Consider the following 24,862-nt stretch of genomic DNA (forward strand, 5'->3'; position numbering starts at 1 on the left):
GCTGCAAGAGAAAGCCCCGGAGGCACGTGCCCTACAGGTCGGCGTAGTGGATGGCCGCGACGTCGGGGTGCGCCCGCAGCCGACTCTTGAGGGCGTTCTCCCCGTACGTCGTGAAGATCGGGTTCTCGGGGTCAACGGTGATGCCGGGCGCGTGCAGGGTGTCCGGCAAATCCAACAGCGGAATCGTGGCGTCAAGGGCCGGCCCGAAAAAGAACGGGATCGAGATGCGGTCCTGCCCGATCAACGGGGAGATGACGCGGTGCACGGTGGCCTTCAGGTAGCCGTCGGTTGCCACCTCCAGCAGTTCTCCGATGTTGACCACGAAGGCACCGTCGAGCGGTGGCGCATCGATCCAGTCGCCGTCCTTCTCCACCTGCAGGCCGCTCTTGCCCGGCTCCACGAAGAGGAGCGTCAGCACGCCGGAGTCCTTGTGCGCCCCGACGCCCTGCTGCGGGGTGGGGTCGGACTTGCCCGGGTAGCGCACGATCTTGATCAGGGTGAAGGGTTTGCCGGCGAAAGCGTCGTCGAAGACATGCTCATCGGCGCCGAGGGAGAGCGCCCACGCCTGCATGAGACGAAGCGCGACCGCGTTCAGCGCCTCGCACCATTGGGCCATGACCTCCTGCAGCTCCGGCAGGGCGACGGGCCACTGGTTGGGGCCCTCCAGCCGCATGAAATCGCGGGTGTCGGCCGTGCGCGGCACGGTCTCACGTTCCGGGCCGATGTCGATCTGTTCCCGCCAGTCGACGATGCCCTTCGTGAGCTCGCCGCCTACCCGCGTGTAGCCGCGAAAGTGGGGACTCTGCAGGTTCTCAATGGCCATCTTGTCGGCTTCGGGGAGCGCAAAGAAGGCGCGTGCGCAACCCAGGACACGTTCGATGAGGCCGGCCGGAACCCCGTGCCCGGTCAGGTAGAAGAAGCCGAAATTGTGGGTGGCTTCGCGCAGTTCCACTCGGAACGCCTCGGCGTCCGCGTCCCCTCCGTTGAGTCGGGAGAGGTCGAGGACGGGAAGGGAAACGGATGGTGCGGCGCCTCTCATGCGTCTATCATTGCACTCTCCAGAACGGCCGGCGCCACGGCTGGCACGGTGGAGACCAGCGGGATGATGTAGGAGTAACCGGTGGCGTTGTTCTTCGTCATCGACAGCACGAGTTCCATGTGCGGCTCAAGGGCCGTCACCTTGTCGAGTGGGGCTCCCACAATGAGTTGGAACCCGAGACCCTTCCAGGCCGCAACGGCCCGACCGGCGAACTCCGAGTCAGACTTCACGAAGCCCTCATCGAGGAACACCGGGGCGAAGCGCGGTCGGGTTCGGCTCTCGTCCCCCAGCTGGAACCGCAGCGCGGCGCCGACAACAAAGGCGACGAGCTCTTGCGACTCTCCGCCGCTCTTACCGCCGAGGGACGAGTAGGTGCTCACGTCGACCCCGTCGGGGGTGGTGCGCACGGCGGTGATCTCCACGTGCTTGCGCACATCGAGCAGCAGATCGCGCGAGGATTCCTGGCGCGATTCCCCGTCAGGGCGACGAATCAGGTTCATGAAGGCCTGCAACCGCGTGAAGCGGCTCTCGGTCTGCTCCTCGGTGAACGCTTCCGTGGCGCCCGACGACAGCGCCTTCAGCTCCTTTTGGAAGGCGGCAGCATCCTCGGAGTGCAACCGTCGCAGCGAAATCTTCAGCCGATCCCGTCCGGCGCCGAAGGGAAGTGTCGTCAGGATCTCGTTGATCGGGCGGAGTCGGTCTTCGATCTCCTCGATGGAACTCGAGAATGCTCCGGCGAGCGGCACGAGGTCCTGCCCGCTCCACGCCGCGAGTCGTCGTTTCCATTCCTGGCGTCGCTCATGCAGTCCGAGCGTGTACACGGCATCGAGAATGTCCCGGTAGGCCGTGAACGATTCCATGGACACGCCGATGTTCGGGTCGGGCCAGCGGCTTTGGAAGGTCTCGAAGATGCGCATCAGGGAGTCCCGCGCGCGGAGGGCGTTGCCGCGGTCCTGCGCGGACTGCGCGATGAGTCCGTCGCGCAACCGTTTCACTCCCGCCTCGTACTGGGTCAGGTCGGTCTGGTCGGTTACGAGGGCGAACTGCGCGTCGAGGTGGGTGGCGTGTTCCGGCGCGAGGGTCACGGACGCGGTGCGTTCGATCCGATCGAGGGCGTCACTGAGGGTGTCCTGGGCGTCGACGATTCGCGCCTGCTCTGTTGCGAGCTGCTCGGTCGTGCGCTCCGTGGCATGCTTGAGCTTCTGCACTCCGTCGAGCTCGGTCGCGAGGCGTTCCTCCTCGTCTTTCAGGGCCAGGAGCACGTCGCTCGCCCCGAGCACCCGCTCATATTCGGCGGTTTTCTCGGTGATGCGCGCCTCTGCGCCCGCGGCGTCGATCGTCGACCAGACGGTGTCGACGATGACCTGCTGCGCGACGGTGTGTGCGCGCAGTTCGGTGATGCTGTTGCCCCGTTCTGTCGCTTCGCCGGCCAGCCGGGTGGCGGTGGCTCGACGCTCGGCTAGTTCCGTCTCGATGTCGTCGAGCCGGGTGCGGTTGGAGAATCCGATGATGGATTTCTGGTCCCGGTTCCACCCGTGCGCTCCTCGGCCGCCGTTGCGGGTCTGGCCGTTGCGGGTGACCCGCGCCCCGTCGCCGGGCAGGTCTGCCGCGCCCTCGACGCAGCGGGCGTCGAGGGCCTCGGCCTGAACGCGCGCCCTGACCCAGCCGCTGAACGGCGAGCCCTTGTGCACGAGCTTGCCGGAGACGAATCGCACGTCACCGTCCGCGGTCGTGAAGTCTTCGAGCGTGACGCCTTCGAAATGGATGCGAACGGGGAGGTGCAGCGGATCGATGGCTTCGCTCAGCGCCCGCAGGCGGGTCGCATCCACCAGCATCACCCGGATGATGGGGGCAAGGGTAACCTCGGCCGCGTGCCGCCACGCTTCCTCGGCCGGTGCCAGGTCGATGAGTTCCGCCACGAAGGGCAGGTCCTCGATCGGGATACCGCTCGCCTCGGCGATCATGACGCGGGCGTTGTGCAGGTGCTGCGGTACGAGGCTCGCTCGCCCGGTGAGAAAGGCGCGCTCCTGCGTGAGTTCCCGAATCTGGGCCTCCACCGGATACGACGTCTTGTGCAGCAGGTCGCGTTGTTCGTCGAGGTCACGCTCACGCTTGGCGCTCTGCGCGAGAAAGGTCTGGGCCGCGGCCTCGGCACCCCGCAGGTCATCGAGGGAGCGGATGTCGAGCGACAGCGCTCGCACGCGTTCGTCGAACCGGGCGCGTTCGCCCGCCACATCGTCGCTCTTGTCGCGAAGTCGCGCCTGTTCGTTCTGCAGGCTGACGAGCGCGTCACCGCCGTTGTCGCGCTGCCGGTGCTGAATTTCGCCGACCCGGGTCTTCAGGTCGGTCTCGCTGTCTCGGCTGCGCGTGAAGGCGGCGAGGTTGTCCCGTCGCTTCGCGCGGTTGGCGTCGGCGGCGAGGTCGAGCAGGCTGCGCTCGGTCTGCAGCTTCCAGAGCACGAACGGCGTGTCGCCGTCGCGATGCACGCCGAAGGTGTCGATGAGGTCGGCCTTGGCCGATGCCGCTTCGAAGTCACGGTACAGGTCGGGCAGGCGCTCGAGAACCTTGGCCTTCTGCGCCTCGGTGACCATGGCCCCGTAGGAACGTTCCAGGTCTTCGAAGTGATCGACGGCCTTGTCTGCGGCGGCGAACGTTGCCGGCTGCTCGAGCACCATCGACTTGTACAGCCCGTCGACGCTCTGGACCTGTTGTCCGGCCTGGATCCGGGCGAGCAGCCGCAGGGCTTTTCCTCCCTCGCCGTTGGCCCCGATGCCCAGGCGGGTGAACAGCGTCTGCGCGAAGGCGGCGTAGGTGTCGAAAACGTCCATCTCCGGGAACCTGGTCTTCAGCGCCCGCTTGTCGAATCGGGATTCGGCGATCTCGGCGAGGTCACGCAGGTCGAGGTGTCCGTCGACGGTTGCCATCTTCATCGAGATGTCAGCGAATCGTGTCGCCGCCCGCGGGAGGAAGTAGGCGCGCAGCACGGTGAAGCGCCGCTGGTTGTCGTCGATGAACGTCATGGCCACGGCGCCCCACGTTGACGAGTCGGCGCCGCGCAAGACCTGGTCGTGCAGTTGTCCGGTGCCCGTCTCGCGGGTGGAGTCGGTCTTGCCCTTGAGGTACGTCATGAGGTTGCGCTGGTCGGCGCTTCGCGCGCGGCCGGATCCGGCGTCATTGGACGCACCGTTGAAGGGGGTGTCCGACGGCATCATCAGGGCGAGGTACGCGTCAAGCAGGCTGCTCTTGCCCGTGCCGGATGCACCGGATACGAGTGTGGCGGTTGGCGCGAAGGCCACGTCGTGGTGGCCGTGGAAACCACCCCAGTTCACCATTTGAAAGGATTCGGCGCGCCACTGCGTGGTTCCTTCGGTGGATCCGTCGATGTAGAACAGTGCGGAATCGCTCATGAGATGCTCTCCAGTTCGCGCTCGCCGATGGTGTGCGTTTCGGCGGTTTCGGGCGACTGTTGCTCGTCATTCTGATTGAGCAGCCACTCCAGAAGTTCCGCGAGGCGCTCGACCGGCAGCAGCACCTCGATCACCGCGGAGATTCTGAACCGATCGGGGTCGCTCGTCTTCAGCAGCACCCGCGCCTTGGCAAGGCTGTCCACGGCCGCGGTGGCCCGGCGGGCGTCGCCGGAGAGGTCCGTGGCGTTCTCCGGCCGGAAGCGCGCCACATTGTCGACGAGGTTATCGCGGTCCACGATGACGATGTCCTGCCCGTTGGCGCGTTCGCTGCGAAAACGCTGGCGCAGCAGCACGAGCAGGATCGTCTCTTCACGCGAGTACGACACGTCGTGCAGCAGCGTAGGGAATCGGTCTCCGCCCTCGGCGACGGCCTGGCGTTTGAATGCGACCTCATAGTGCAGGTCGATGTGCAGGTCGAGGAACACGTCGTTGAGCCGAGATTTGATCAGGCCCTGCGCGGCGAGCAGGGTGCGCCATTCCACGGGTTGGAGCGCCGCAGAGATGTAACGCTGCTTCATGAGCAGCACCAGGGTCTTGCGCTGTGCGATGGTGAGGCCACCCTCATCCCCCTCAAACAACGAGAAGTTCTCCGTCGAATTCTCGAGGGGGTGCTCGGTGTCTGCGCCGCCGTCGGCGTCGTCGGTCCAGGTGTCAGTCATGATCAGGTCCTGAGTTCAGGGCGGCCAGTGCCGCCGTGTCGTGCTCGTTCAAAACAATTCGGGGCACGGCGAACGACCGCACCGTGCCGTCGGGGCGTACCGTCTCGAAGGCTTCACTGACCTTCGAGTGGTGCACCGTGCCCAGCTGGGTCGCCATGTGCAGCAGCCCCAGAATTTCGACGGGGCGGCGCAGGCCGGCATCCAGGCCATTGAAGGCGTCACCGATGGAGGCACCGTTCCCGGCATGGAGCGCCGCGGAGGACGCGGCAACAATCGCGAGACGCATGTCGTCCAGGAGCGGTCCGCCCTGGCCACGCAGCGCACCGAGGCTGGCCGGCTCGGGGGCGTCCCCCGACACGTCCTCCAGCTCGGGCGGCGCAAGGTGCGCTCCCGGGTCGTAGAAACGTTCGCGGAGGTGCTCCACATCGAGCGTTCCCGGCATCAGCTCGGCGGTGACGGTCGACCGGGGTCCGGCCGTCTCCATCCAGGTGGCCAGCTCCTTGTTGATCTCCCGCAGCAGGCGCTCAAGCTCCCGGTCCTTGACGACGTCATGGTTGACGATGTGCTCGCGCAAAGTCGTGGTGAGACCGTTTCGCTGCGTGAGCACATCGTCGATTCCCTTACGGATGAGGCTCACGGTGCCCATGAAACTGCGCCGGTCGTCGGCGCTCAGCTCCAGGGCGAAGGGGTGCAGCAGAATCGTTTCGAGGTCGTTCTTCAGTTCCTGCATGAGGGCGTCGTTGCGCAGCAGGGTGAAGGCCCCCTCGAAGGCGCGGCCCTCCGCGGTCGACGTCATGAGGGCATCCGTTTTCGTGAGGTAGTCGTCGAGAACCTCACTGATCGGGCGTTCCTCAGCGCGGAAATCGTTCACGATCTGCCGGTGCATGCCAGCGACGGATTCTTCGACCCGTTTGAAGTCGCTCGGAAGTTGGGTGATGAGGTTGACCAGGTTGGCGTAGCCCTCGTGCATTTGCTCCGAGGACGTTTCCGCTATTTCACCGCCGGCCGCGAGACGATCTCGTTCGCTCTGTTTTTCGGCGATCTCCTGGTCGAGGCGACGGATGCGCTGCTCACGATCCGGGTTGGCCTGTGTGGCGCGGTGACGCACGGCGTCGACGATCGTCGTCAGACGTGACTCGCTGATGAGCGCGCGGTCCCGGGAGAGGCTCGCGACCAGCAGCAGCGCCTCGAGGGCGTGCGACGTCAGCGAGTACTGTTCCTCGCCGTTGTCTCCCGTCTCGCGGTAGAGCCATTGGTCGTTCATCCACTGCACGCAGAGGGCACGACCGTTCTTGCCCGGCACCTCGCTGCCCACCGAGCGCAGGTCGGCCAGGTACGCATCCACCTGGGTGTGCAGCAGGTCGGCCTGCACGCTGCGCCGGTCACGACTGAACGACGATTTGAAGACGGCGAGCACGAAGGGCGCCCACTTGCGATCCAGGAGCCGAAGGGTCGGTTTGTCGAACGCCTCACGCACCCGCGCCAGTTCGGCCGCAATATCGCTCACTCAGTTATTCCCTTCAAGACCTCATCAACCGTAGTCGCCCGTAGGCCACACCTGGACTGCGGTCGGTTTCTCGTGCGGGTCATGGTCAAATAGATTCTGATGCACACGCCCCCCGCTCCCCCGCCCAAGATCGTTCACGCCACCGACGGCACACAACTGGCCACCTATGAATTCGGTGATCCGGATGCCCCCACCGTCTTTCTCCTGCACGGTTTCGCTTCCAGCGCGCTCGCCAACTGGCACCACACCGGTTGGGTGCGGGACCTGGTTCGTGCGGGCTACCACCTCATCGCCCTCGACCAGCGAGGTCACGGGGCCAGCGACAAGCCGCTCTCGGCCGCGAGTTTCGCCATGGGCACCCTGGTCGACGATGTGCTTCGCGTGCTCGACGCCTACCTGATCAACGAGGTCGGCTTCGTCGGGTACTCCCTCGGCGCCCGAGTCGGCTGGCGGGCGGCCCATGACCACCCGGACCGGATCAGCCGAGCGGTCCTCGGCGGCATCCCCGATGGGGATCCGCTGAAGCGCTTCGACATTGCGGATGCCCGCGCCCACATCGAGCACGGGGTGGACGTGACCGATCGCCTGACCGGTGCGTTCCTGAAGATGGCGAAGGCGGTTCCGGGGAACAACCTCACATCACTCGTGGCCCTCGTGGAGGGAATGCGCGATGGCGAACAGCCGAGCGCGGCGAATGCTCCGCTCCAGCCGGTCATGTTCGCGACGGGAAGTGACGACCACATCCTCGAGGCGTCGCGCGCGCTCGCCGCGGTGACCCCGCAGGGCACATTTTTTGAGATCCCGGGCCGCAACCATTTCAACGCGCCCACGTCCCGCGACTTCCGCGACGCGGCCCGTTCTTTTCTGGCGCACGCCCTGTGAGACTGTGACGAACGTTTCTTGAAGGAGCAACATATGAATGACCCCCGCGCGAAGATGGACGGCAACAACCTTCTGGGCATGGGCGCCCCACGCCCGGACTGGTCCAAGACCCCGGGCCGTGTGCCGGGCTTCTGGCTGACGCTCGCCGGTTTCATCCTGGCCATCGTCTTCCCCCTGCCGTCGCTCATCGTCGCGGTCATCGGCCTCGCCTACGCGACACAGGCGTTTCGGGTGATTCCCGCCAAGGCCAGAGGACGCGGCCTGGTGATCGTGTCGTTCGTGCTCGTGGGGCTTTCCGTCGCCCTCGCCCTGACCCGCACCATCCTCTCCCTGCTCCCGTAGCTCACCCCGGACGGTGGCCACCGGTCGGGGCCGGCATCGCGGCGGACGGGCACGGAGGCCTCCGCGCATGTGTCGAATTTTTACGGGCGTGTTCGCGAAAGGGCACGCGCTGCCACAGGCTGTGGTCATGTCAGTCTTCCCCGTAGCGCCCCTCGAAAGTATTCGGGCAGAGCGCAGCAGCATCAAGTGGACTCGGTTTCCGGCCGACGTACTTCCCTTGTTTGTCGCCGAGATGGACTACACCCTCGCCCCCGAGATCGTTCAGACGCTCGTGGAGCGCGTGCAGGCATCCGATACCGGCTACCTCGACGGCCCCGGCCCCCTGGCTCCCGCCTTCGCGGACTTCGCCCTCACCCGCTGGGGTTGGCGGGTGAACCCTGTTCATGTGCACCTCGCCACCGATGTGAGCGTCGGGATCGTCGAGGCGCTGCGTCTCGTGGTGCCGCGCGGTGGGCGCATCTCGATCACGCCGCCCGTGTACCCGCCCTTCTACGAGCTGGTCGAAGAGGTCGCCGCCGCCGCCGTCGAGACGCTGCTTCTCGAGCGCGCCGGTACCTGGTCGCTCGACCTCGACGCCCTCGAGCGCACGTTCGCCAGCGGAATTGACGCGTTCCTGCTCTGCAATCCCCACAACCCGCACGGCATCGTCTTCGACCGGGAAACCCTCGAGGAGCTCGCTCGTCTGGCCGCGACGTACGACGTCTTCGTCGTCTCCGATGAGATTCACGCCCCGCTCACCCACCACGGCGTCACGTTCACACCCTTCGCCCCCCTCGCCGCGGCGGCCGGCGCGCGCGCCGTCACCGTGACGTCCGCGAGCAAGGGCTGGAATGTGGCCGGCGTGAAGTGCGCGCTCATCATTGCGGCGAACGACGACACCAACGAGCTGCTGAACCGCCTTCCCGAGGAGGTGGCCTGTCGCACCAGTATCCTCGGGCTGCACGCCAATATCGCAGCCTTTGCCTGTAGCGACTGGCTCGACACTGCCATCACCCAAATTGTCGAAAACGATCGCTTGCTCGCGACCCTACTCCGCGAGCAGCTGCCCGCCGTGATCTATCACCGGCCCCGCGCCAGCTACCTGGCCTGGCTCGATCTTCGCCACCTGGGTCTCGGCGATTCTCCCTACCGCCGCATTCTCGACGACGCGAGGGTCGCCCTGAACGACGGCGAGTGTTTCGGCCCCGGCGGCCGTGGGTTCGCCAGGCTCAACCTCGCGTGCTCCCCCGATACCCTGCGCGAGGCCGTGGCGCGCATCGCCGCCCTCGTGGCGCGTGCGCCAGGCGCCCCCGCGCACGGTCCCGATCACGGTCCCGCGCTGACGAGTGCGGCCTGAGCGGTGCCTTTCACAACGGATACCCCCGCGCACGCCCCGTCGACCGCTACAGGACCCCCGATGGCAGCCACCGAGCCGGTGACACCCTCCTCTGAGGCCCGCGCCGTTGCCGCGCCGATCGCCGACTGGACGGACTTCAGGTTCGATACGCGCCAGGTTCACGTGGGTGAATATCCGGATGCGAACCGGGGCGCACGGATACCGCCGTTGACGTTGAGCGCTGGATACGTGTTCGATTCCTTCGACGACGGGGCCGCACGGTTCTCCGGCGATTCCCGTGAGCCCATTTACTCCCGCCAGGGCAATCCCACGAACGCCGTGGCCGAGGCCCGCCTCGCCTCCCTCGAGGGCGGAACGGCGGCCGTTGTCGTGTCCTCCGGACAGGCGGCCATCACGGCGGCCTTGTTCGCCCTCGCGGAGTCGGGTGAACACATCGTCTCGACCGCGAGCATCTACGGCGGCACCCGCATCCTGTTTGGCCGAAGCTTTCGCCGCTTCGGCGTGGAGGTCGACTATGTCTGGGACACCGATAGCGACGCGGCCTGGGACGCGGTCATCCGTCCGACCACGAAGGCGATCTTCACGGAGACCATTCCGAATCCGCGCAATGACGTGGTCGACATTGCGCGGATCAAAGCAGTCGCCCGCCGTCACGGTATCCCGCTCGTTGTCGACAACACCGTTGCCACGCCCTACCTGATTCGGCCGTTCGAGCACGGCGCCGACATTGTCGTGCATTCCACGACCAAGTTCTTGAGCGGCCACGGTGCCGGCGTCTCCGGCGCGGTAATCGACGGGGGCACCTTCGACTGGGCCGGAAGCACCCGCAGCTACCCGCTGCTGACCGATTCGCTGCGACCGGGCTCACCCTCGCTGCTCGACCGCTTCGGCCCGGCCGCCTACGCGCAGTATGTGCGTGAGGCCGTGGTCAACGACATCGGACCTTCGCTCTCCCCCTTCAACGGATTCCTGCTGCACCAGGGCATTGAGACTCTCTCGCTTCGGATGGAGCGCCACGTCGACAACGCGATAGCCATCGCCCACTGGCTTGAGGAACAGCCGGAGGTGCAGGCTGTGGACTATGCCGGGCTCGCCAGCAGCCCCCTTCGCGAGCTGGCGCAACGCTATTACGGCGGGCGAACCGGGTCGGTCTTCGCCGTCACGGTGACGGGCGGCACCCAGGGCGCCCGCGCCTTCTCCAACGGGCTGCGCATTTTCAGTCGCATGACGGGGATCGGGGACACCCGGTCGATGGTGCTGCATCCCCTCACCACGACGCACGCGTCGTTCGCCCCCGACCTCAACGCCCGGTTGGGCATCACCGCCGGAATGCTGCGGCTGTCGGTGGGGATCGAATCGGTCGACGATCTGATCGCTGATCTACGGGACGGTCTGGACCGGGTCGCCGCGGTACGCTGATCGCGCGTCGCCAGGCTCCTCCCGGCAGCCCGGTCACCGGCCAACCGGTTTCGAAGTGTGCACCCGCGTTGTCTCGCACCGCGCCGGGATCCGCGCACGCATTGGCGAGCAGCGCATCGGCTTCCACGGGCCGAGCACCATCGAGATCGAACAGCCAGACGCGTGTGGTCGTCAAGGGCACGTCCGTTGAATCGGGGAGAGCCCCATCCTGCGCCTGTCCCTCCGGCGCAGATCGGTCGTGCAGACCTGTACGACCACCGTTGTGCCGGAGAGGATGGCAAGCTGAACGGCCGCTTCATTGGCGATCCGCAGGTTTCCCGATGCGTCCAGGTCTATCTCAACATTGATCCGGGCCATGTGCCAGCCGCCACAGGACACGACGGCACGGCTGATGGACTCTGCTGATGGATTCTGCTGGCAGCAGACCGCGGCTCCAGAGTCGCACATTCCGCTCAGGATCTTCCCTGACAGCGGCGCGATCCGGAAGACCGAGCGACCGAGACAGGTGTTCAACGCCCTGAACAGCGCGGCTCACGAGCCGACCGAGCCTCCGGCCCGGTCGGACTCGCCCACCAACGACCCCCGCGTGCACCATTGCCGTCGGTATCTGAGACACGCGACGTTTATCGGGCACTGCCATCCGTTGCTTCCTCCCCCAAAGGTTCACGTTAGACATGCCTATCCTAGGCCCCCGGAAGGCCGACGACGCAACACCCGGTCGGATGGAGCGGTCCCGTTGAATCCGGTCACGCCGGGTTTCGCAATCCGCCCAGGGGTCAGGGGTCAGCGCCACACAGTGCACCAGGGGCCTCTTGCCGCGTGCCCAAGCACGTTAGACGGCGGTTCCCCCAGCGATCGTGTAGGACCACAGCTCGCTGCTCACACCAACGGGGCGGGCGACCGGTTCGCCTTCTGTGGGCTTCTCACTGCGATGGCCGTGTCCGAAGGCGGGCGATGAAACCCAGGCCTGGAAGGACTCCTCATCGGCCCAGCGGGTGAGGACAAGCCAGGTGTTGCGGTCGTCGGTGGGCTTGAGCAGCTCAAAACCTTCAAATCCGGGTCGATCGTCAACGGCACCGGCCCTCGCCGCGAATCTGTGGGCCAGTTCGTCGCCACTGCCATCGGCCACGGTGATCGCGTTGATCTTGATGATCGTCATAGGGCTGCTGCTTTCTGTCGGGGTTCGAGTGTGCCTCCCATGGTGGCAGCCCGTGCTGCGAATCCCCCACACACGATTTGAGCCTGTGCTCTCACAGGTTGCCATCTCTAAACTGGAGTGACCATGCGACTCCTTCTCATCCGCCACGGCCAGACACCCTCCAACGTTCTCGGACTGCTCGACACCGCGCATCCCGGCCCCGGACTCACCGCAGTCGGTACTGCTCAGGCCGCTGCCGTTCCCGGATCCCTGCGAGTCCATTCGACGGAGGCCATCTTCGCGTCAACCCTCATTCGCACGCAGCTCACTGCCGCTCCGCTCGCCGCAGCGCGCGACCTCCCCGTACAGGTGTTGCCGGGTCTGCACGAGATCGAGGCTGGCGCGCTTGAGGGGCTCAGCGATCGCGATTCCGTTCGCAAATACATGGAAACCGTCTTCGCCTGGGTGCATGGTGACCTGAGCGCCGCCATGCCCGGGGCAGCCAACGGGCAAGTCTTCCTCGACCGTTTCGACGCCGATATCGCCCATATTGCCGCCACTACGCAAACCGCAGTGGTCTTCAGCCACGGCGCGTCGATCCGCCTGTGGACGGCCATGCGCGCCATCAACGTTCCCCCGATGTTCACGGCGCACAACGATCTCGACAACACGGGGATCGCGGAACTGACAGGTTCCCCCGAAGACGGCTGGACCCTACAATCATATGCCGGACAGCCGTTCGGTGGCAGCGGGTTGGCCGACCCGGCGGCCTCCGACCCGATGGGCCATGCCGTCGACAGCGTTTAGGTCTCCCCCCGAGTCTCCCGGCGAGCGGGAACCCAGCTCTACGCCCTGGTGCCCCTGGCCCGCGGCACCTTCGGCCGCACCAGGGCATGGCTGGCATGGATGAGTTGCTCCACGAGTTCGACGTCCACATGGCCGTCGAGCACAATCGTGATCCAGTGCTTCTTGTTGAGGTGGTACCCCGGAGCGATCTGGCCGGGAAACTCCTCCCGCAGGGCGCGGCTCTCCTCAGGATCGCATTTGAGCGACACCGTGAGCGGATCTTCAGCCAGGGCGGAGAGCGCGAAGATCTTTCCGTTTCCGGTGGTCTTGAAAACACTCGTCTCCGGGCCGAAAGGAAAGGTTTCCTCCGACTGGGGCAGGCTCAGGCAGAATTCAACGAGGTCATCCGGACTCATGCCATAAATGTTACGCCCCGGCGCCGCGGCACCTGCGGTCCCGAGGAACACACCGTCGCGCGATGCGCACGGGCGATGTTCCCGGGCCGAGGGCAGCGGATGCCGTTACACCAGGGAACCGGCCATTGCCTCAGCGGTGAGCGCCACCGAGCGCAGACGGGCGTCAATCTGGGTGGACGGGTGCGCGAGGATGAGTTCGTCGGCCTGGGTGGACGCGGCGAAGTCCTTGAGGAAGGCACGCACCTCAACCGGCGATCCGACCGCGGAGTAGCGCATCATGTTGGCCAGCTGGGCGCCCTGGGTGGTCGTCAGGAAGGCGTCGATCTGCTCGTCCGTGTAGTCAGGCGTCGCGGGTCCGCGCGAGATCATGCCGCGCACGCGGCGGCGACGGACTGTCTCGAACTGCTGCACGGCATCCGCCGACTCGTCGGCGGCGATCACATTGGCCGCCACGATCACATGCGGCGCGGCGAGCTGCGCCGAGGGGGTGAAAGCACGGCGGTAGGTGGCGACGGCCTCGTACAGGGAGTCGGGCGCGAAGTGGGAGGCAAACGCGTAGGGAAGGCCGAGGGCCGCGGCCAGTTGCGCGCCGAACAGCGAGGACCCGAGAATATACAGCGGCACGTTGGTTCCGGCGCCTGGGATCGCCTGCACGCCAGGCACGATCGACTCGCCGCGCAGGTATGCCTGGAGCTCCGTGACGTCCTGGGGGAATTGGTCGCTCGCCCGCGGGTCGCGCCGCATGGCCCTGGCCGTGGTCTGGTCACTCCCCGGTGCTCGGCCGAGTCCGAGGTCGATGCGGCAGGGGTAGAGCTCGGCCAGGGTGCCGAACTGCTCGGCAATCACCAGCGGCGAGTGGTTGGGCAGCATGATGCCGCCGGCACCCAGGCGGATGCTCTCCGTATGCCCCGCAACATGGCCGATCAGGATGCCCGTGGCCGACGATGCGATTGTGGGCATGTTGTGGTGTTCGGCGTACCAGACGCGCGTGTATCCGTGCTTCTCGGCGGTTTGCGCGAGCGCGACACTCCCCGAAAAACTCTCCCGGATCGTGTGCCCTGGAGTGATGGGTGCGAGGTCAAGAATGGATAGCGGAATCGTCATGCTGGGTTCAACCGCTTTCATCCTCGAATCGTTACCAAGACGTCCAGAGAAATGTGGCGGCGTGAGTGGCGGGGGGTATCGTTCGGGTACACGACACAGTCGCTGAGCGCACAACCGCTGAGCGCACAACCGCGGAGGAACCCATGAAGGCCAGGAAGCAGTGGAGCGATCTCAGCTCGGAGCAGTGGAGCGATCTCAGCTCGGAGCAGCGGATCGGTATCAAACTTGCCGGCGTGCTGCAGTTCGCTCTGGCCGCCGCGGCGTGGTTCGATCTGGCCATGCGTCCGGCGAGAAAGGTTCGGGGCAAGAAATCGCTGTGGGCCATAGTCATCGGCCTGAATTTCGTCGGCCCGATAGCGTACTTTCTGCGGGGTCGTCAGTAAGTCTCGCTGGCAGCGACGGTGCCTCTATACACTCAGCACGTGCCCCGACTCGTCGTTGTTCTTCCGCTCTCGCCCTTGCAGGTGGGCGATCAATTCCCCGTGAACGAATGGCCCCTGCACATCACCGTGCTCGCCCCGTTTCGAACGGATGCCGCACCCGGGCACGTGGCAGCGCTCATTGCCGCAGCGGCATCTGCTGAACCGGCAATCCCAGCCGTCGTGGGTCGCAAGCAGATGTTCGGCCGCCGTCACGACGTGCCGGTCTCTGTCATGGTGGAGAACGAGGCTCTCACACGATTGCACGAACAGCTCGTGGCGGCCGTTGGGCCGTTGGGCGAATCGCCCCAAGAACCGGCCTTCACCGGAGCCGAGTTCACACCGCACATCACGTTTAAGAACCACGGTCGTATGCACGCCGGAGATACCGTCCTTCTGGAGCAGATTGCGGTCGTGGACATGGCGCCGCGGTCGGCCGCCGGCGGGCGCACGGTGCTGGCAACAGTGGTTTTGTCGGGGTCGACCCGCGGCGACCACGAGGCCTGAAGAGGATCGGCGCCCCGCACGCGCCGCTGTACAGTACGCTCGGAGCCAATCCCCGGCATATGCCCCCGTTTGGGTTACGCGAAGCGGATAACCGTTACGTCAACAATCCCCACGTATATGTGCTCTGCAGTGAGCCGCTCGACATGGACCTTTCCCGGCGCCTTCGTCGTGGCGACCAGCGGGGAATGGCAGCCGACGACCACGCTCCACCCGCATTCCTCATCGAGAAAGCCTCCTCATGATCCTCGCCATTGAACTCTTCGTCCTCGCCAGTCTGTGGGTGTCCGCCATTCTCTGTCTGCCCTCCGCGCTGCGTGGGAAAAGGCTGCTGGTGTTCTGGTTCCTGTTCGCGTTCGCCGTGACCATGACGCCGCAGCCGCTGCCGATCTACCTCGCCGTTGATTCCCTGCTGGGAGGGATCAACACGACAAGCTTCATTTTTCACGCCACGGCCATCATCACCATTGCTTTGATCGATACTCTCGTGCAGAGCGCCACGTCGAAGGACGGCCTGTCCCGGCGCCGCAATCTCATCTCGGCTTCCGTGACCACGGGAATCATCGCGCTGCAGGCCGTGCTTTTTTTCGGAGGCGAGTGGCGGTTCAATACCGTTCGTGAGGCCCTCCCCCAGGTCGATTTCATCCTGTACTCATCAACCACCTGGCTCGCTCTCGGGTTCTTCTCTGTCTCCGTCGCCGCCGCCTGCCTCCGCGACATTGCGCAGCAGACCCGAACCATCACCAAAGTATCGCTGTCCTTCATCGCCCTCGGCTGCCTTGGCGTGCTGGTCTTCGCGGTGGTGAGCCTCACCGGTGCGGGCCTCGGATTCGCCAACCACGAGAGCACGTTTTCTCAAGATGCCCACGGGCTCTACCTCGCGTCGTTGTTCATGGCGCCCCTGAGCCTGGCCATCGGCGCCGGCCTCACCTCCGCCGTGGATGGAATCATCACCCTGGGGCGAAACGCGCGGTCTCGTTCCCTGCTCCTGCGCCTCACGCCGCTGTGGATCGGTCTTATGGCCGACACTCCCGAACTCTCGTTGGATTCCGCAAACTCACGGGCCGCAAGCTTGTTCGGGAAAGACCCAACGCCTCGCCTGTACCGGCGCTATGTCGAGGTTCGGGACAGTCTGCTGGTTCATCCGCAGCAGATCACGGCACGCAATGAACAGATTCTGCGCGCGGCGGAGAATCACATTGCCGCGCAGTCCTCCACGTCACCGTCCCGCGCGGTGCCGGCGTCCTAAGCTGGACCCGCACCGGGCAACCGGAGCACTCACCAGAGGAGCTGTCGCCGTGAGCGAGCCGATCGTGCACCAGTTTTCGCTCGCGCAGCTCGTCGAGAAGGCTCGGACCCTCGCCGTGCCGGGTGAACGACACATTCTCGGTATCACCGGTGCGCCGGGAACCGGCAAGTCCACGGTGGCCGCGCTCGTGGTCGAGGCTCTCGGACCGGACCTCGCAACGCTCGTGCCGATGGATGGGTTCCATCTCTCGAATGCCGTGCTGGAGGACCTCGGTCGGCGCGGCCACAAGGGCGCTCACGACACCTTCGATGACTTTGGTTATGCCGTGCTGTTGCGGCTCTTGCGCCATCAAATCGGAACGCCCCGATCCCATACCGGCCTGCCCATCTATGCGCCAGAGTTCCGCCGCGACCTTGAGGAATCCGTGGGCTCGGCGATCCCCATTTCCGCCGCTACTCCGCTCATCGTCACCGAGGGGAATTATCTGCTCCTGGAGCGCAATTCCTGGCCGGATGCACGTCAAATGATGGATGAAGTCTGGTTTCTCGACCTCGCGGACGAAACTCGACGGGAACGCCTCATTCTGCGGCACGAGACGGTCGGCAAGACGCATGCCGAGGCCGAACTCTGGGCCTGGGGTTCCGACCAACGCAACGCCGCCCTGATTGAGTCCACGCGAGATCGAGCCGACTTCGTCGTGCGGCTGGTCTAGCCCTTCACGGGTAGGCGACTCTGCACCAATGCGGGCGGAACCAATGCGGTCGGGCCCTACAACGTCGGCTCGTCGCGGCGGTCTCGCTGAGCAGGGCGCCCCGTCATCCGTTCGATCTCCGCGTCCACGTCAGACTCGGTGTGGTAGCGCCGCCCGGGTCCGTAGGCGTCCAACCCGATGAAGAGCGCCGCCACTCCCATGCCAAAGATCGCCCAGACGGGCCAGAAATAGGCATCGGGAGTCGTGATGAACCAGATAACCGTCAACATGATTGACACGGCACCCCATACGCCGATGTAGGTCCAGAAGCTCGACCTGGCTTTGAGCCGTTTTCTCGCTTGTCTTCTCAGTTCCTCATGCTCATTCATGGCCATCACCATACGCGCGAAACGCGTGCCTGCCTACGGGAGAAAGTCCCGGCTCCGACCCCTTTCGAAAGGCCAAAATTCGGGTGATGTGGCTGCCGAGGATGAGGGTGTGCATCTCGTCGGTGCCCTCCTGGGTGCGCACCGCTTCAAGGTTGTTGGCATGCCGAAGCGGCGAATAGTCGAGCGTGATTCGGGTGCCGCCCAGAAGGGCGCGGGCCTTCCGGTAGATGTCGACGGCTTCCCGAAGGTTGTTGAGCGCGCCGGCATCCTTCAACCGGTTGATTTGGTGCGCCGCACGCGGCTTACCTGACAGCATGCGTTCCAGGGAATACGCGAGGTCCACCTCATGGTTGTCCCTCGCCGCGCTCTTTTCGGCCACGATCTCCACGGGGAAATGCGTTCGCTCGTGCCTGTCGGTGATCTGCGGCCGACGACGCTCCTTTAGCGGGCAGGTGCCCGGAGTGTCTGCCGCACGGTTGCGGCGCCCGATTCGAATGCGAACGTCACGACAACGTTTGCCGGTCCTCTCAACGTGAAGCGTGACAGGACCGTAAAGGCGAGGGCCTCTCCCGGTGCGAGCGTTCGTGGTGCTCCGTCGGCGACCGAGATTCGTCGCTGGTCCAGGTCGGTGTAGCCGGTCAGTGCCACGTCGTAAGCCGTTGCTGTTCCCGCGTTGATCAGCATCCACTGTCCGTCGGCAACGGACTCTATCGCCCAGGCCACCTCGGCGTTTGCCGGAATGAGTGCGGCCTGCCTGAGACGCCCGGGGCGCCGCGGTGCGGCAGTGACCGCGGCCAGTGCCGCGCGATTCTGGGCGTCGAGGGCTCGCCGGTTGTTCAGCAGGGTAAGGAAGCCAAAGATGGCGGCGACGATCACCGTGAGGAACGATGCGGCCACGCCCCACCACTCCGCCTGCAGGCTGCTCAGCGCAATTTGCTCCGGAGTCATGATCGCAGCGTAGCGGAGCCATTGCCCTCTGGCCCGGGGCTTGTCAGACTGACAGCATGATGTGGTCGGGAGTGTTTGCAAGATCCGGTGCACGAGATGCCTGACAACACGCTGATCCTGCTTCGGCATGCCAAATCAGACTGGTCGGGTCTTGAGGCCGACCTCGATCGGCCGTTGAATGATCGCGGCAGACAGCAGGCGCCGCTCGTGGGCAGGTGGCTGGGGCACCATGTCGCTCGCATTGATCTGGCCGTGGTCTCCCCCGCGATCCGGGCGCAGAGCACGTGGAGCCTCACGGCTGGCGAACTCGACGTGACACCGTCCAGAGTGACCGACGACCGACTGTATGCCGCTTCGAGCATGCAGCTTCTCGCCGTGGTGCGCGAGCTTCCCAGCATGGCGCACACGGTGGTGCTCGTGGGACATAATCCCGGGATCGAAGACCTGGTTGCTGTTGCCACGGGCGAGTGGGTGCACATGAATACTTCTGCGGTGGCCGTCATCCGTTTCGAGGGGGTGTGGGCAACGGCCGGTGACATGGCGGCGTCGCTGACCGTGTTCGGCCGGCCACCGAGGGAGATTCGGCACTGACCGGCTCCCGGCAGCGTGGCGGCCTGGCCCCGCTTTTCACGGTCACAGAGTGGGCAGGACCTGCTCTCGCACCTGTTTGCGCAGGATCTTGCCGAGCATCGAGCGCGGTGTTTCGGTCATCTGCACGATCCGGCGTGGAATCTTGTACGCCGCGAGGTGTTCCCGGCAATGGTCGCGCAGCGCGTCTTCGTTGAGTGTGGCGCCCGGTGCGAGTTCAACGGCGGCGACCACCAGCTCTCCGCCGCGTTCGAGCGGTTTGCCGAACACGGCGGCGTCGACAACTGAGGGGTGCAGGCGCAGGACGGATTCCACCTCGGAGGGTGAGATGTTGAACCCGCCGGTGATGATGAGCTCCTTGGCACGATCCACGATGGTCGTGAAACCGTCGGCGTCGACGGTGACGATGTCGCCCGTGCGCAGCCACCCCCCGGGCAGTAGGGCTTTCTGGGTCTCGTCCGGGTTGTTCCAGTAGCCCTGGAACACCTGTGGTCCCTTGAGGAGCAACTCCCCAGGCTGCCCCTGCTCCACATCGAGTTTCGGGTCGTCGAGGTCGACAACCCGCATGAGTGTCGACGGGAATGGTACGCCAATCGTTCCGGCGCGACGCGTCGGATAAAACGGGTTGCCGAGGGCGACCGGGGAAGATTCGGTCATGCCGTACCCCTCCACGAGAAGCCCGCCGGAGACCGATTCCCACAGCTCCACGACATGGTCGGGCAGGTTCATTGCGCCCGAAATGCAGTACTTGCACGAGCGGAGGGAGATCCCCTTCTCTTTGGCAGCCTGGGCGGTGCGCTCGTAGATGGGTGGGACGGCGCAGTACACCGTGGCGGGTGACTTCTTCATGGCGTCGAGGATCAGCCCCGGCTCGAATTTGGGGAAGAGCACGAGCAAACCCTGTTTGCGGATGCCAAAAGTGAGGTAGAGCGTCATGCCGAAGGCGTGGAACATGGGCAGGATCGCGTAGAAGATCTCCTTGCGGTACTCGGCTCCGTGCATCCACGCCTCGCCCTGCAAGGCATTGGAGTAGAGATTGAAGTGGGTGAGCATGGCGCCTTTGGGCCTGCCGGTCGTACCGGAGGTGTACTGGATGGCGGCGAGATCCTCGACGGACGGGCGCGGGTGCTCCGGGTCGATCGACCCGTGGCTGAGCAGCTCTTTCCACGGGATGGTTCCCGGAGCGGGTCCGGTCATCGCCTCTCGTGATTCCCTCAGGCTCTTCGCGGGAAGGTGCAGGGCGAGCCGTTTCACGGTGGGGAACGCGGACAGCAGGTTCACCGACACGATGTGGTCGATCTCGATGTCGTCGGGGAAGGCTCGCAGGGAGGAGACGGACTTGTCCCATGCAATCACGATGCGCGCCTGGTGGTCTTCAAACTGGTGCCGCAACTCACGGGAGGTGTATAGCGGGTTGTGCTCGACGACGACGGCGCCGAGGCGCAGCACGGCGTAGAACGCGACGACGTGTTGCGGGCAGTTGGGCAGCAGCACGGCTACGCGGTCTCCCGCTCGCACACCGAGCTTCCGCAGGCCCTCGGCCGCGCGGTCGATCTGATCGCCGAGCTCGGTATACGTTGTGCGGCGCCCGAAGAACTCGAGTGCGGGATGGTCACTGGCCTCGGCCACGGAGCGTTCGAGCATCGCCACGAGGGACTCGGTGGGGAGGTCGATCTCGGCCGGCACACCCGGTTGGTAGTTCGTGACCCAGGGTTGCTGCTCAGTGTTAGGCATATGTCTATCCTGCCCGAACCGTGCGGTCGCAGCGTGCGGTCGCAGCGTGCGGTCGCAGCGTGCGGCGGCGTGAGACGTGGATGCCACTACAGCGGCGATGGTGGTGGTGCGAGCGGCCCGTACGTGCCGGACGTGCGTGCCGAAGATGCCGTGCGTGCCGAGCAGCGACTGCTGATGCCCGTGAGGGCTGCGAGGGCTGCGAGGGCTGCGGTGAGGCTGGCGGCGCCGATGGGGAGAACCGAGCCGGGTGATGTCGTGCGTGAGGCGCGATCCGGTTCGTCGTGCAGAGCATGGCGGTGCCCGTCGTGCCCACTATGGCGGCGGGGTGGTGCGACGGTGCGACGGTGCGACGGTCAGCCTGTGCGGGATGCGCCGACCGGTGGGGAGGTGTCGTCGTTTGATCCGTATTCGTTGAGGATGAGAGCGTTCTTGCTCGGCATTGCGATGCGACGTTGTTGGCCATCGACGTCTGGTGGTGGCCGGAGCCAGTATTGGCCGCCGTTGCAGAAGATCTGCCAGCCGTTGTTGTGCAGGAGCAGGTGATGGAATTTGCAGAGGCTGATACCATCGGCGATATCGGTCTTGCCGTTGTGGGCTTTCCAATGATTGATGTGGTGGGCCTCGGTCCAGGAGGCTGGCCGAGTGCAGTCGGGCCACCGGCAGCCGCCATCCCTGACAGCGAGACCCAGTCGTTGGCGAAGGGTGAAGAGACGGGAGTCGCGTCCCACGTTCACGCACTGCCCATCGTCGGAAAACATCACCCCCACGGTTCCGGTGTCGCAGAGATTGCGGTCAATGGACTCCCACGAGATAGAGGCGGGGTTTCCCTCTAATTGCCCGAAGCCGCTGCCGTCGGTGAGGGTCTTCTGCGTGACCATGACGCGCACGGCGGGGCGGCGACCGCCGAACACGCGGGCGGCCAGGCGTCCCTTGGGATGGCCCTGGCCGAGTTGGTAGTCGCGTGGGTCTGCGCTTTCAGCTTCACCGGCCAGGCGGAGCATTTGCACGAGGGCATCGGCGGCGATCTGGTCGAGCGTCCGAGGGTCTTTCAGGAGGGCGTCGGCCCAGGACGCTTGCTCCGGGTCGACGAATCGCACTCCGGTGCGGCGGGGACTGGTCGCTGTTTCGTAGGCGGACAGCACGAACTCGCCCTCTTCGGGAGCGAGAAGGGCGCTGCTGCGCACCATGCCGTCCCGTTGGCGCCAGACCCTCCAATATCGCTGGTCGCGGGCGGCTTTTTCGCCGGCGGCGATGCTGGCCTCGTTAAGGCGGTCGCGCAGGCGTCGTGCCCGTTTGAACAGTTGATCGGCGTTAAGCGCTTCGGCCTCGTGAAGCAAGAGCTCAAGCGCTTCACCGAGTTTCTCGGCGGTGATGGCGGTATCAATGTTGCCGAGGCCTTTGCGGATGCCATCGGCCTTGGCGATGGAGAGCATCCCGCTGCTGACGGCGTGGCCGATTGGAGCCTGCCACGGGACTGTGACCAACGCGCGGCCGGGATCAGGGTTGTCGATGGCATCCTGCACGAGTTTGTCTACCGCCTCGGTCTCGGCTAGCAGTGTGCCCACCGAAATCAACGTGGTGGCCTCGCCGCGGGTGGATCCGGTAACCTGCTGGATCATGTCTTCTGGGTTCACGAATCCCCGCTTCGCGGCCAGCCCGGAGTGTCCGAGTTCGGGGCGGGACCGCCGCGCGATGCTCGCGGCCATCCAGGCGGCCCGCGTGTCGAGCAGGCGGCGGGCGTCGGCGATGAGTCGCTGACCTGCGATCGCCGCAGCGTCGGTCAGCACTTCGTACGCGGCGCTCGAGCAACCCAGTGCATTCACCGCGGTGATCGCCCGAGCGAGCTCGCTCCCCACATCGCCGGTCGTTGCCGAGGCTGGCGCGACGGGCGGCACGATGGGCATCGCGGGACGCGCCGCGGAGGGTGCCGCTGGTCGGGTGAACGATCGGCCCGATTCCTCGGCGGCGACCACGGCACCGGCGCTCAGGACGCGGACGGAACGGCGGCGCGGCCCCACGGCCAGCGCCGGGCTGAGGCTTCGGGTCGGGACTCCCGAGCGATCACCCATCACGTCAGCCACAGCATCCGCTGCCTGCCCGACTCTTATGGTGCCGCTGAGACCTTCCATACGACCATTGTAGCCCAAAAAGAATAAATATGTGAGTAATGCTTATCTTTTTGACTAACAGTCTAAGAAATATATTCGCCATCGAGACAGGCGCCACCTGGTTCACAGCACGGCCCCGCTTGCGCACGAGGAACCACTGGCCTGCTACTGAGCAAACCTACTCTGACCCACCGACACGCTGACCGCTGACCCGCACCCGTCAGTGCCGAGTTCGACGCGGTTCTCGCCGAGGCCCCCACGAAACGCCATACGTCGTCGACCGACACCAACTGACCCCGGCCGTCCCATCGGACAAATTGACGGCGTCCTCGTTCACACCTCACGCACTGATCGACGGCGGCGTCACGCCGCGCCATGCGTGCCACGGCATCCGTCAGTGTGAAGCGGATGCCTCGCCAACGCTGAGCGTGACCGGCGTGCTCCAGGGGTCGTCGACTCGCAGCCTGTTGCCGTCGTCCTGCACCGGGATGGATCGATGACGAAGGCGTTCACTCAACGCGTCGAGGTCGGCGCGCGTCGGCACCGTGATGGCGACCTCGGCGAGTCCGAGACTGGCGGCGCGGGGCCCGGCGCCACGACTGTTCCACGTGTTCATCGCCATGTGGTGGTGGTACCCCCCGGCGCTCACGAACAGTGCTCCCGGCAGCTCCGCCGTGATCTCGAAACCGAGGGCATCCACGTAGAACGCCCGGGCCGTCGCAACGTCGCCCACCTGCAGGTGCACGTGCCCCACCTTCGCCTGGCTGTTCGGCGCGGCGTCACCGCTCCCCTGCAGATTCTCACGCAGGTACCGGTTCGGGTCGAGCGCGAGCGTTTGCATCTCAATCCGGCCGTTCCGATAGACCCACTCCGAGCGGTCCCGGTCCACGTACAGTTCAATCCCGTTGCCCTCCGGGTCGGTGAAATAGAAGGCTTCGCTCACGAGGTGGTCGGCGCTGCCCGCGAAAGAGGAGCGGCGATCGCGCGAAGCCTGGTATACCGTCGCGGCGAGCGCAGCACGGGTGTCAAAGAGCAATGCCGTGTGAAACAGTCCGGCCTGGGAGCGCGACGAAACCGGCAGTCCGGATGCGTGCTCGAGAACGACGAGCGGGGTGAGACCACGCCCGAGCACAACGGAGGAGCCGCGCTCACTGAGGGTTTCAAGCCCGAGGGCGTCCCGGTAGTAGGAGGACATGAGCGCAAGGTCCCCCACGCGCAGGCCCACAGCGTCCATGCCGGTTTCGGCGGCCAGCAGATCTTCGCCAGATCGGGTTGTGGGCTGGGTCATTGTGGTTTCCTGCAATCTACGCTCCGGCGCATTTGGTTGTAGCTTCAAGTCAAGCAGAAAGTGATTGAAGCGTCAAGTAAAGTCGCCAGCCCAAGGTGCCGCTGGCAACGACCGCGCCCGGCCGACGGCCCGAGCATCAGCGTGCGCGCCTCGCCCGGCGGCGCTCTCGCCACGACAGGGCATCCAGGGCGGTGACTTCGCGTTCCTTCTGCTGCTCCCGCTCGCGGGAACGCGCCGCCCGTCGCTCCCGCCAACGAGACACCTCCGCGGCAATATCGCGAGTCGGCGTTACGACCGGCGGTCCGCCCTGGAGCTGCCGGCGCGCGGAAACGACCCGCCGGTTGAAGTCTTCGAGAATCTCCCGCACCATGGCCTCCGAGGTGGCCGCGTCCAATCGCGCGTCGAGGGCGGCGTGCTCGGTGCGCAGCGTGAGCGCCGGCGGGCCGAGACCGGTGATCTTCTCACTCTCGATCTTCTGGCGGATCCACCAGTCAGGGTCATACGCATTCTGCAGGTTCGGCAGCGGCTTTCCGGCGCCCGGCAGGTTGTCGAATTCACCGCGACGAATTGCCTGCTGAATGGCCATTTCCACGTACTGCGCGCGGGCCTCCATCATGGACTGCCCCGCCGTGTTCTCTTCCGGCTCCGGCGCATCCGTTGGAGGCGACCGCTTCTCCCCCTGATACCGGGCCACATTCAGCCGGGCGTCGCTGCGGTCCTTCTTGCCGGTCATAGGGGCAAGCCTAGAACGCGTTGCGGGTGGCCGCGAGTGCCTCCTGTTCTATTGGGGCGAACGGATGCCCAGGCGGCGGCCGTGAATCAGCAGCCAGAAGATGATGGCGACCTCAC

The 24,862-nt window shown here is 65.6% G+C and carries 23 protein-coding genes and 1 pseudogene; 10 read left to right on the plus strand and 14 right to left on the minus strand.

Features of this window, described 5'->3' with window-relative positions; all coding sequences use genetic code 11:
- Positions 1–31 precede the first annotated feature (31 nt).
- Genes EDD25_RS01520 through EDD25_RS01535 form a run of 4 tightly spaced genes read right to left on the minus strand, consistent with a single transcriptional unit; the run spans position 32 to position 6,672 of the window.
- Entirely contained in the window at positions 32–1,039 is a 1,008-nt protein-coding gene (locus tag EDD25_RS01520; protein WP_134171726.1) for an isopenicillin N synthase family dioxygenase, read from the minus strand.
- On the minus strand, positions 1,036–4,446 hold the full coding sequence (locus EDD25_RS01525; RefSeq protein WP_134171727.1) for an ATP-binding protein: 3,411 nt from the start codon (positions 4,444–4,446) through the stop codon (positions 1,036–1,038). Before EDD25_RS01525 ends, EDD25_RS01520 begins: the two co-directional genes overlap by 4 nt.
- Complete coding sequence (locus tag EDD25_RS01530) at positions 4,443–5,165, minus strand: DUF4194 domain-containing protein (RefSeq protein WP_134171728.1); 723 nt, start codon at positions 5,163–5,165, stop codon at positions 4,443–4,445. Before EDD25_RS01530 ends, EDD25_RS01525 begins: the two co-directional genes overlap by 4 nt.
- The gene (locus EDD25_RS01535) at positions 5,158–6,672 is read right to left on the minus strand and encodes a DUF3375 domain-containing protein (protein WP_134171729.1); all 1,515 of its coding nucleotides are present in this window, start codon (positions 6,670–6,672) and stop codon (positions 5,158–5,160) included. The genes EDD25_RS01530 and EDD25_RS01535 overlap by 8 nt, the downstream gene beginning before the upstream one ends.
- Positions 6,673–6,771: 99 nt before the next feature.
- Between EDD25_RS01535 and EDD25_RS01540 the strand changes: the two genes are divergently transcribed.
- From EDD25_RS01540 to EDD25_RS01555, 4 genes are all read left to right on the plus strand, one after another.
- Positions 6,772–7,554: an alpha/beta fold hydrolase gene (locus tag EDD25_RS01540; RefSeq protein WP_134171730.1), complete on the plus strand. Its 783-nt coding sequence runs from the start codon at positions 6,772–6,774 to the stop codon at positions 7,552–7,554.
- Between the two features lie 33 nt (positions 7,555–7,587).
- The gene (locus EDD25_RS01545; RefSeq protein WP_134171731.1) at positions 7,588–7,896 is read left to right on the plus strand and encodes a hypothetical protein; all 309 of its coding nucleotides are present in this window, start codon (positions 7,588–7,590) and stop codon (positions 7,894–7,896) included.
- Positions 7,897–8,023: 127 nt separating this feature from the next.
- Positions 8,024–9,232 carry a MalY/PatB family protein gene (locus EDD25_RS01550; RefSeq protein ID WP_134171732.1) on the plus strand — a complete coding sequence of 403 codons (1,209 nt, stop codon included), beginning with the start codon at positions 8,024–8,026 and terminating at the stop codon, positions 9,230–9,232.
- Between the two features lie 60 nt (positions 9,233–9,292).
- The gene (locus EDD25_RS01555; RefSeq protein ID WP_134171733.1) at positions 9,293–10,651 is read left to right on the plus strand and encodes an O-acetylhomoserine aminocarboxypropyltransferase/cysteine synthase family protein; all 1,359 of its coding nucleotides are present in this window, start codon (positions 9,293–9,295) and stop codon (positions 10,649–10,651) included.
- Positions 10,652–11,483: 832 nt separating this feature from the next.
- On the opposite strand, the gene EDD25_RS01560 is transcribed toward EDD25_RS01555, so the two are convergent.
- The gene (locus EDD25_RS01560; protein ID WP_134171734.1) at positions 11,484–11,810 is read right to left on the minus strand and encodes an antibiotic biosynthesis monooxygenase family protein; all 327 of its coding nucleotides are present in this window, start codon (positions 11,808–11,810) and stop codon (positions 11,484–11,486) included.
- A 123-nt stretch (positions 11,811–11,933) separates the two neighbouring features.
- Between EDD25_RS01560 and EDD25_RS01565 the strand changes: the two genes are divergently transcribed.
- Complete coding sequence (locus tag EDD25_RS01565; RefSeq protein ID WP_134171735.1) at positions 11,934–12,596, plus strand: histidine phosphatase family protein; 663 nt, start codon at positions 11,934–11,936, stop codon at positions 12,594–12,596.
- A gap of 38 nt (positions 12,597–12,634) precedes the next feature.
- On the opposite strand, the gene EDD25_RS01570 is transcribed toward EDD25_RS01565, so the two are convergent.
- Positions 12,635–12,991 carry an MmcQ/YjbR family DNA-binding protein gene (locus EDD25_RS01570; RefSeq protein ID WP_134171736.1) on the minus strand — a complete coding sequence of 119 codons (357 nt, stop codon included), beginning with the start codon at positions 12,989–12,991 and terminating at the stop codon, positions 12,635–12,637.
- Positions 12,992–13,096: 105 nt separating this feature from the next.
- A complete protein-coding gene (locus tag EDD25_RS01575; protein WP_134175022.1) occupies positions 13,097–14,095 on the minus strand; it encodes an LLM class flavin-dependent oxidoreductase in 999 nt (332 codons plus the stop codon).
- A 143-nt stretch (positions 14,096–14,238) separates the two neighbouring features.
- Between EDD25_RS01575 and EDD25_RS01580 the strand changes: the two genes are divergently transcribed.
- The 4 genes from EDD25_RS01580 to EDD25_RS01595 all read left to right on the plus strand — a co-directional run bounded on the left by EDD25_RS01580 (position 14,239) and on the right by EDD25_RS01595 (position 16,979).
- Positions 14,239–14,478, plus strand: a complete 240-nt coding sequence (locus EDD25_RS01580) for a PLD nuclease N-terminal domain-containing protein (protein ID WP_134171737.1) — start codon at positions 14,239–14,241, stop codon at positions 14,476–14,478.
- A 39-nt stretch (positions 14,479–14,517) separates the two neighbouring features.
- Complete coding sequence (locus tag EDD25_RS01585) at positions 14,518–15,021, plus strand: 2'-5' RNA ligase family protein (RefSeq protein WP_166671162.1); 504 nt, start codon at positions 14,518–14,520, stop codon at positions 15,019–15,021.
- Positions 15,022–15,259: 238 nt separating this feature from the next.
- The gene (locus EDD25_RS01590; protein ID WP_134171739.1) at positions 15,260–16,267 is read left to right on the plus strand and encodes a DUF6545 domain-containing protein; all 1,008 of its coding nucleotides are present in this window, start codon (positions 15,260–15,262) and stop codon (positions 16,265–16,267) included.
- 49 nt (positions 16,268–16,316) lie between these two features.
- The gene (locus tag EDD25_RS01595) at positions 16,317–16,979 is read left to right on the plus strand and encodes a nucleoside/nucleotide kinase family protein (protein ID WP_241986237.1); all 663 of its coding nucleotides are present in this window, start codon (positions 16,317–16,319) and stop codon (positions 16,977–16,979) included.
- A 56-nt stretch (positions 16,980–17,035) separates the two neighbouring features.
- Here the strand turns inward: EDD25_RS01595 and EDD25_RS01600 are convergent, their stop codons facing one another.
- From EDD25_RS01600 to EDD25_RS01610, 3 genes and pseudogenes are all read right to left on the minus strand, one after another.
- Positions 17,036–17,347 carry a 2TM domain-containing protein gene (locus EDD25_RS01600; RefSeq protein WP_166671163.1) on the minus strand — a complete coding sequence of 104 codons (312 nt, stop codon included), beginning with the start codon at positions 17,345–17,347 and terminating at the stop codon, positions 17,036–17,038.
- 64 nt (positions 17,348–17,411) lie between these two features.
- Positions 17,412–17,627: pseudogene (locus tag EDD25_RS18290) on the minus strand (acyl-CoA dehydrogenase); the annotation flags it as partial.
- A gap of 161 nt (positions 17,628–17,788) precedes the next feature.
- Entirely contained in the window at positions 17,789–18,295 is a 507-nt protein-coding gene (locus tag EDD25_RS01610; RefSeq protein ID WP_134171743.1) for a hypothetical protein, read from the minus strand.
- Positions 18,296–18,391: 96 nt separating this feature from the next.
- Between EDD25_RS01610 and EDD25_RS01615 the strand changes: the two genes are divergently transcribed.
- The gene (locus EDD25_RS01615) at positions 18,392–18,886 is read left to right on the plus strand and encodes a SixA phosphatase family protein (RefSeq protein WP_134171744.1); all 495 of its coding nucleotides are present in this window, start codon (positions 18,392–18,394) and stop codon (positions 18,884–18,886) included.
- Between the two features lie 42 nt (positions 18,887–18,928).
- On the opposite strand, the gene EDD25_RS01620 is transcribed toward EDD25_RS01615, so the two are convergent.
- The 4 genes from EDD25_RS01620 to EDD25_RS01635 form a co-directional block, all read right to left on the minus strand.
- Positions 18,929–20,617, minus strand: a complete 1,689-nt coding sequence (locus tag EDD25_RS01620; RefSeq protein ID WP_134171745.1) for a long-chain-fatty-acid--CoA ligase — start codon at positions 20,615–20,617, stop codon at positions 18,929–18,931.
- Between the two features lie 353 nt (positions 20,618–20,970).
- Positions 20,971–22,746: an HNH endonuclease signature motif containing protein gene (locus EDD25_RS01625; protein WP_134171746.1), complete on the minus strand. Its 1,776-nt coding sequence runs from the start codon at positions 22,744–22,746 to the stop codon at positions 20,971–20,973.
- Positions 22,747–23,119: 373 nt separating this feature from the next.
- Positions 23,120–24,013 carry a VOC family protein gene (locus tag EDD25_RS01630; protein WP_134171747.1) on the minus strand — a complete coding sequence of 298 codons (894 nt, stop codon included), beginning with the start codon at positions 24,011–24,013 and terminating at the stop codon, positions 23,120–23,122.
- A gap of 136 nt (positions 24,014–24,149) precedes the next feature.
- On the minus strand, positions 24,150–24,746 hold the full coding sequence (locus EDD25_RS01635) for a DnaJ family domain-containing protein (RefSeq protein WP_134171748.1): 597 nt from the start codon (positions 24,744–24,746) through the stop codon (positions 24,150–24,152).
- Positions 24,747–24,862 lie beyond the last annotated feature (116 nt).

It is taken from the genome of Cryobacterium psychrophilum, assembly GCF_004365915.1.
GTDB lineage: Bacteria > Actinomycetota > Actinomycetes > Actinomycetales > Microbacteriaceae > Cryobacterium > Cryobacterium psychrophilum.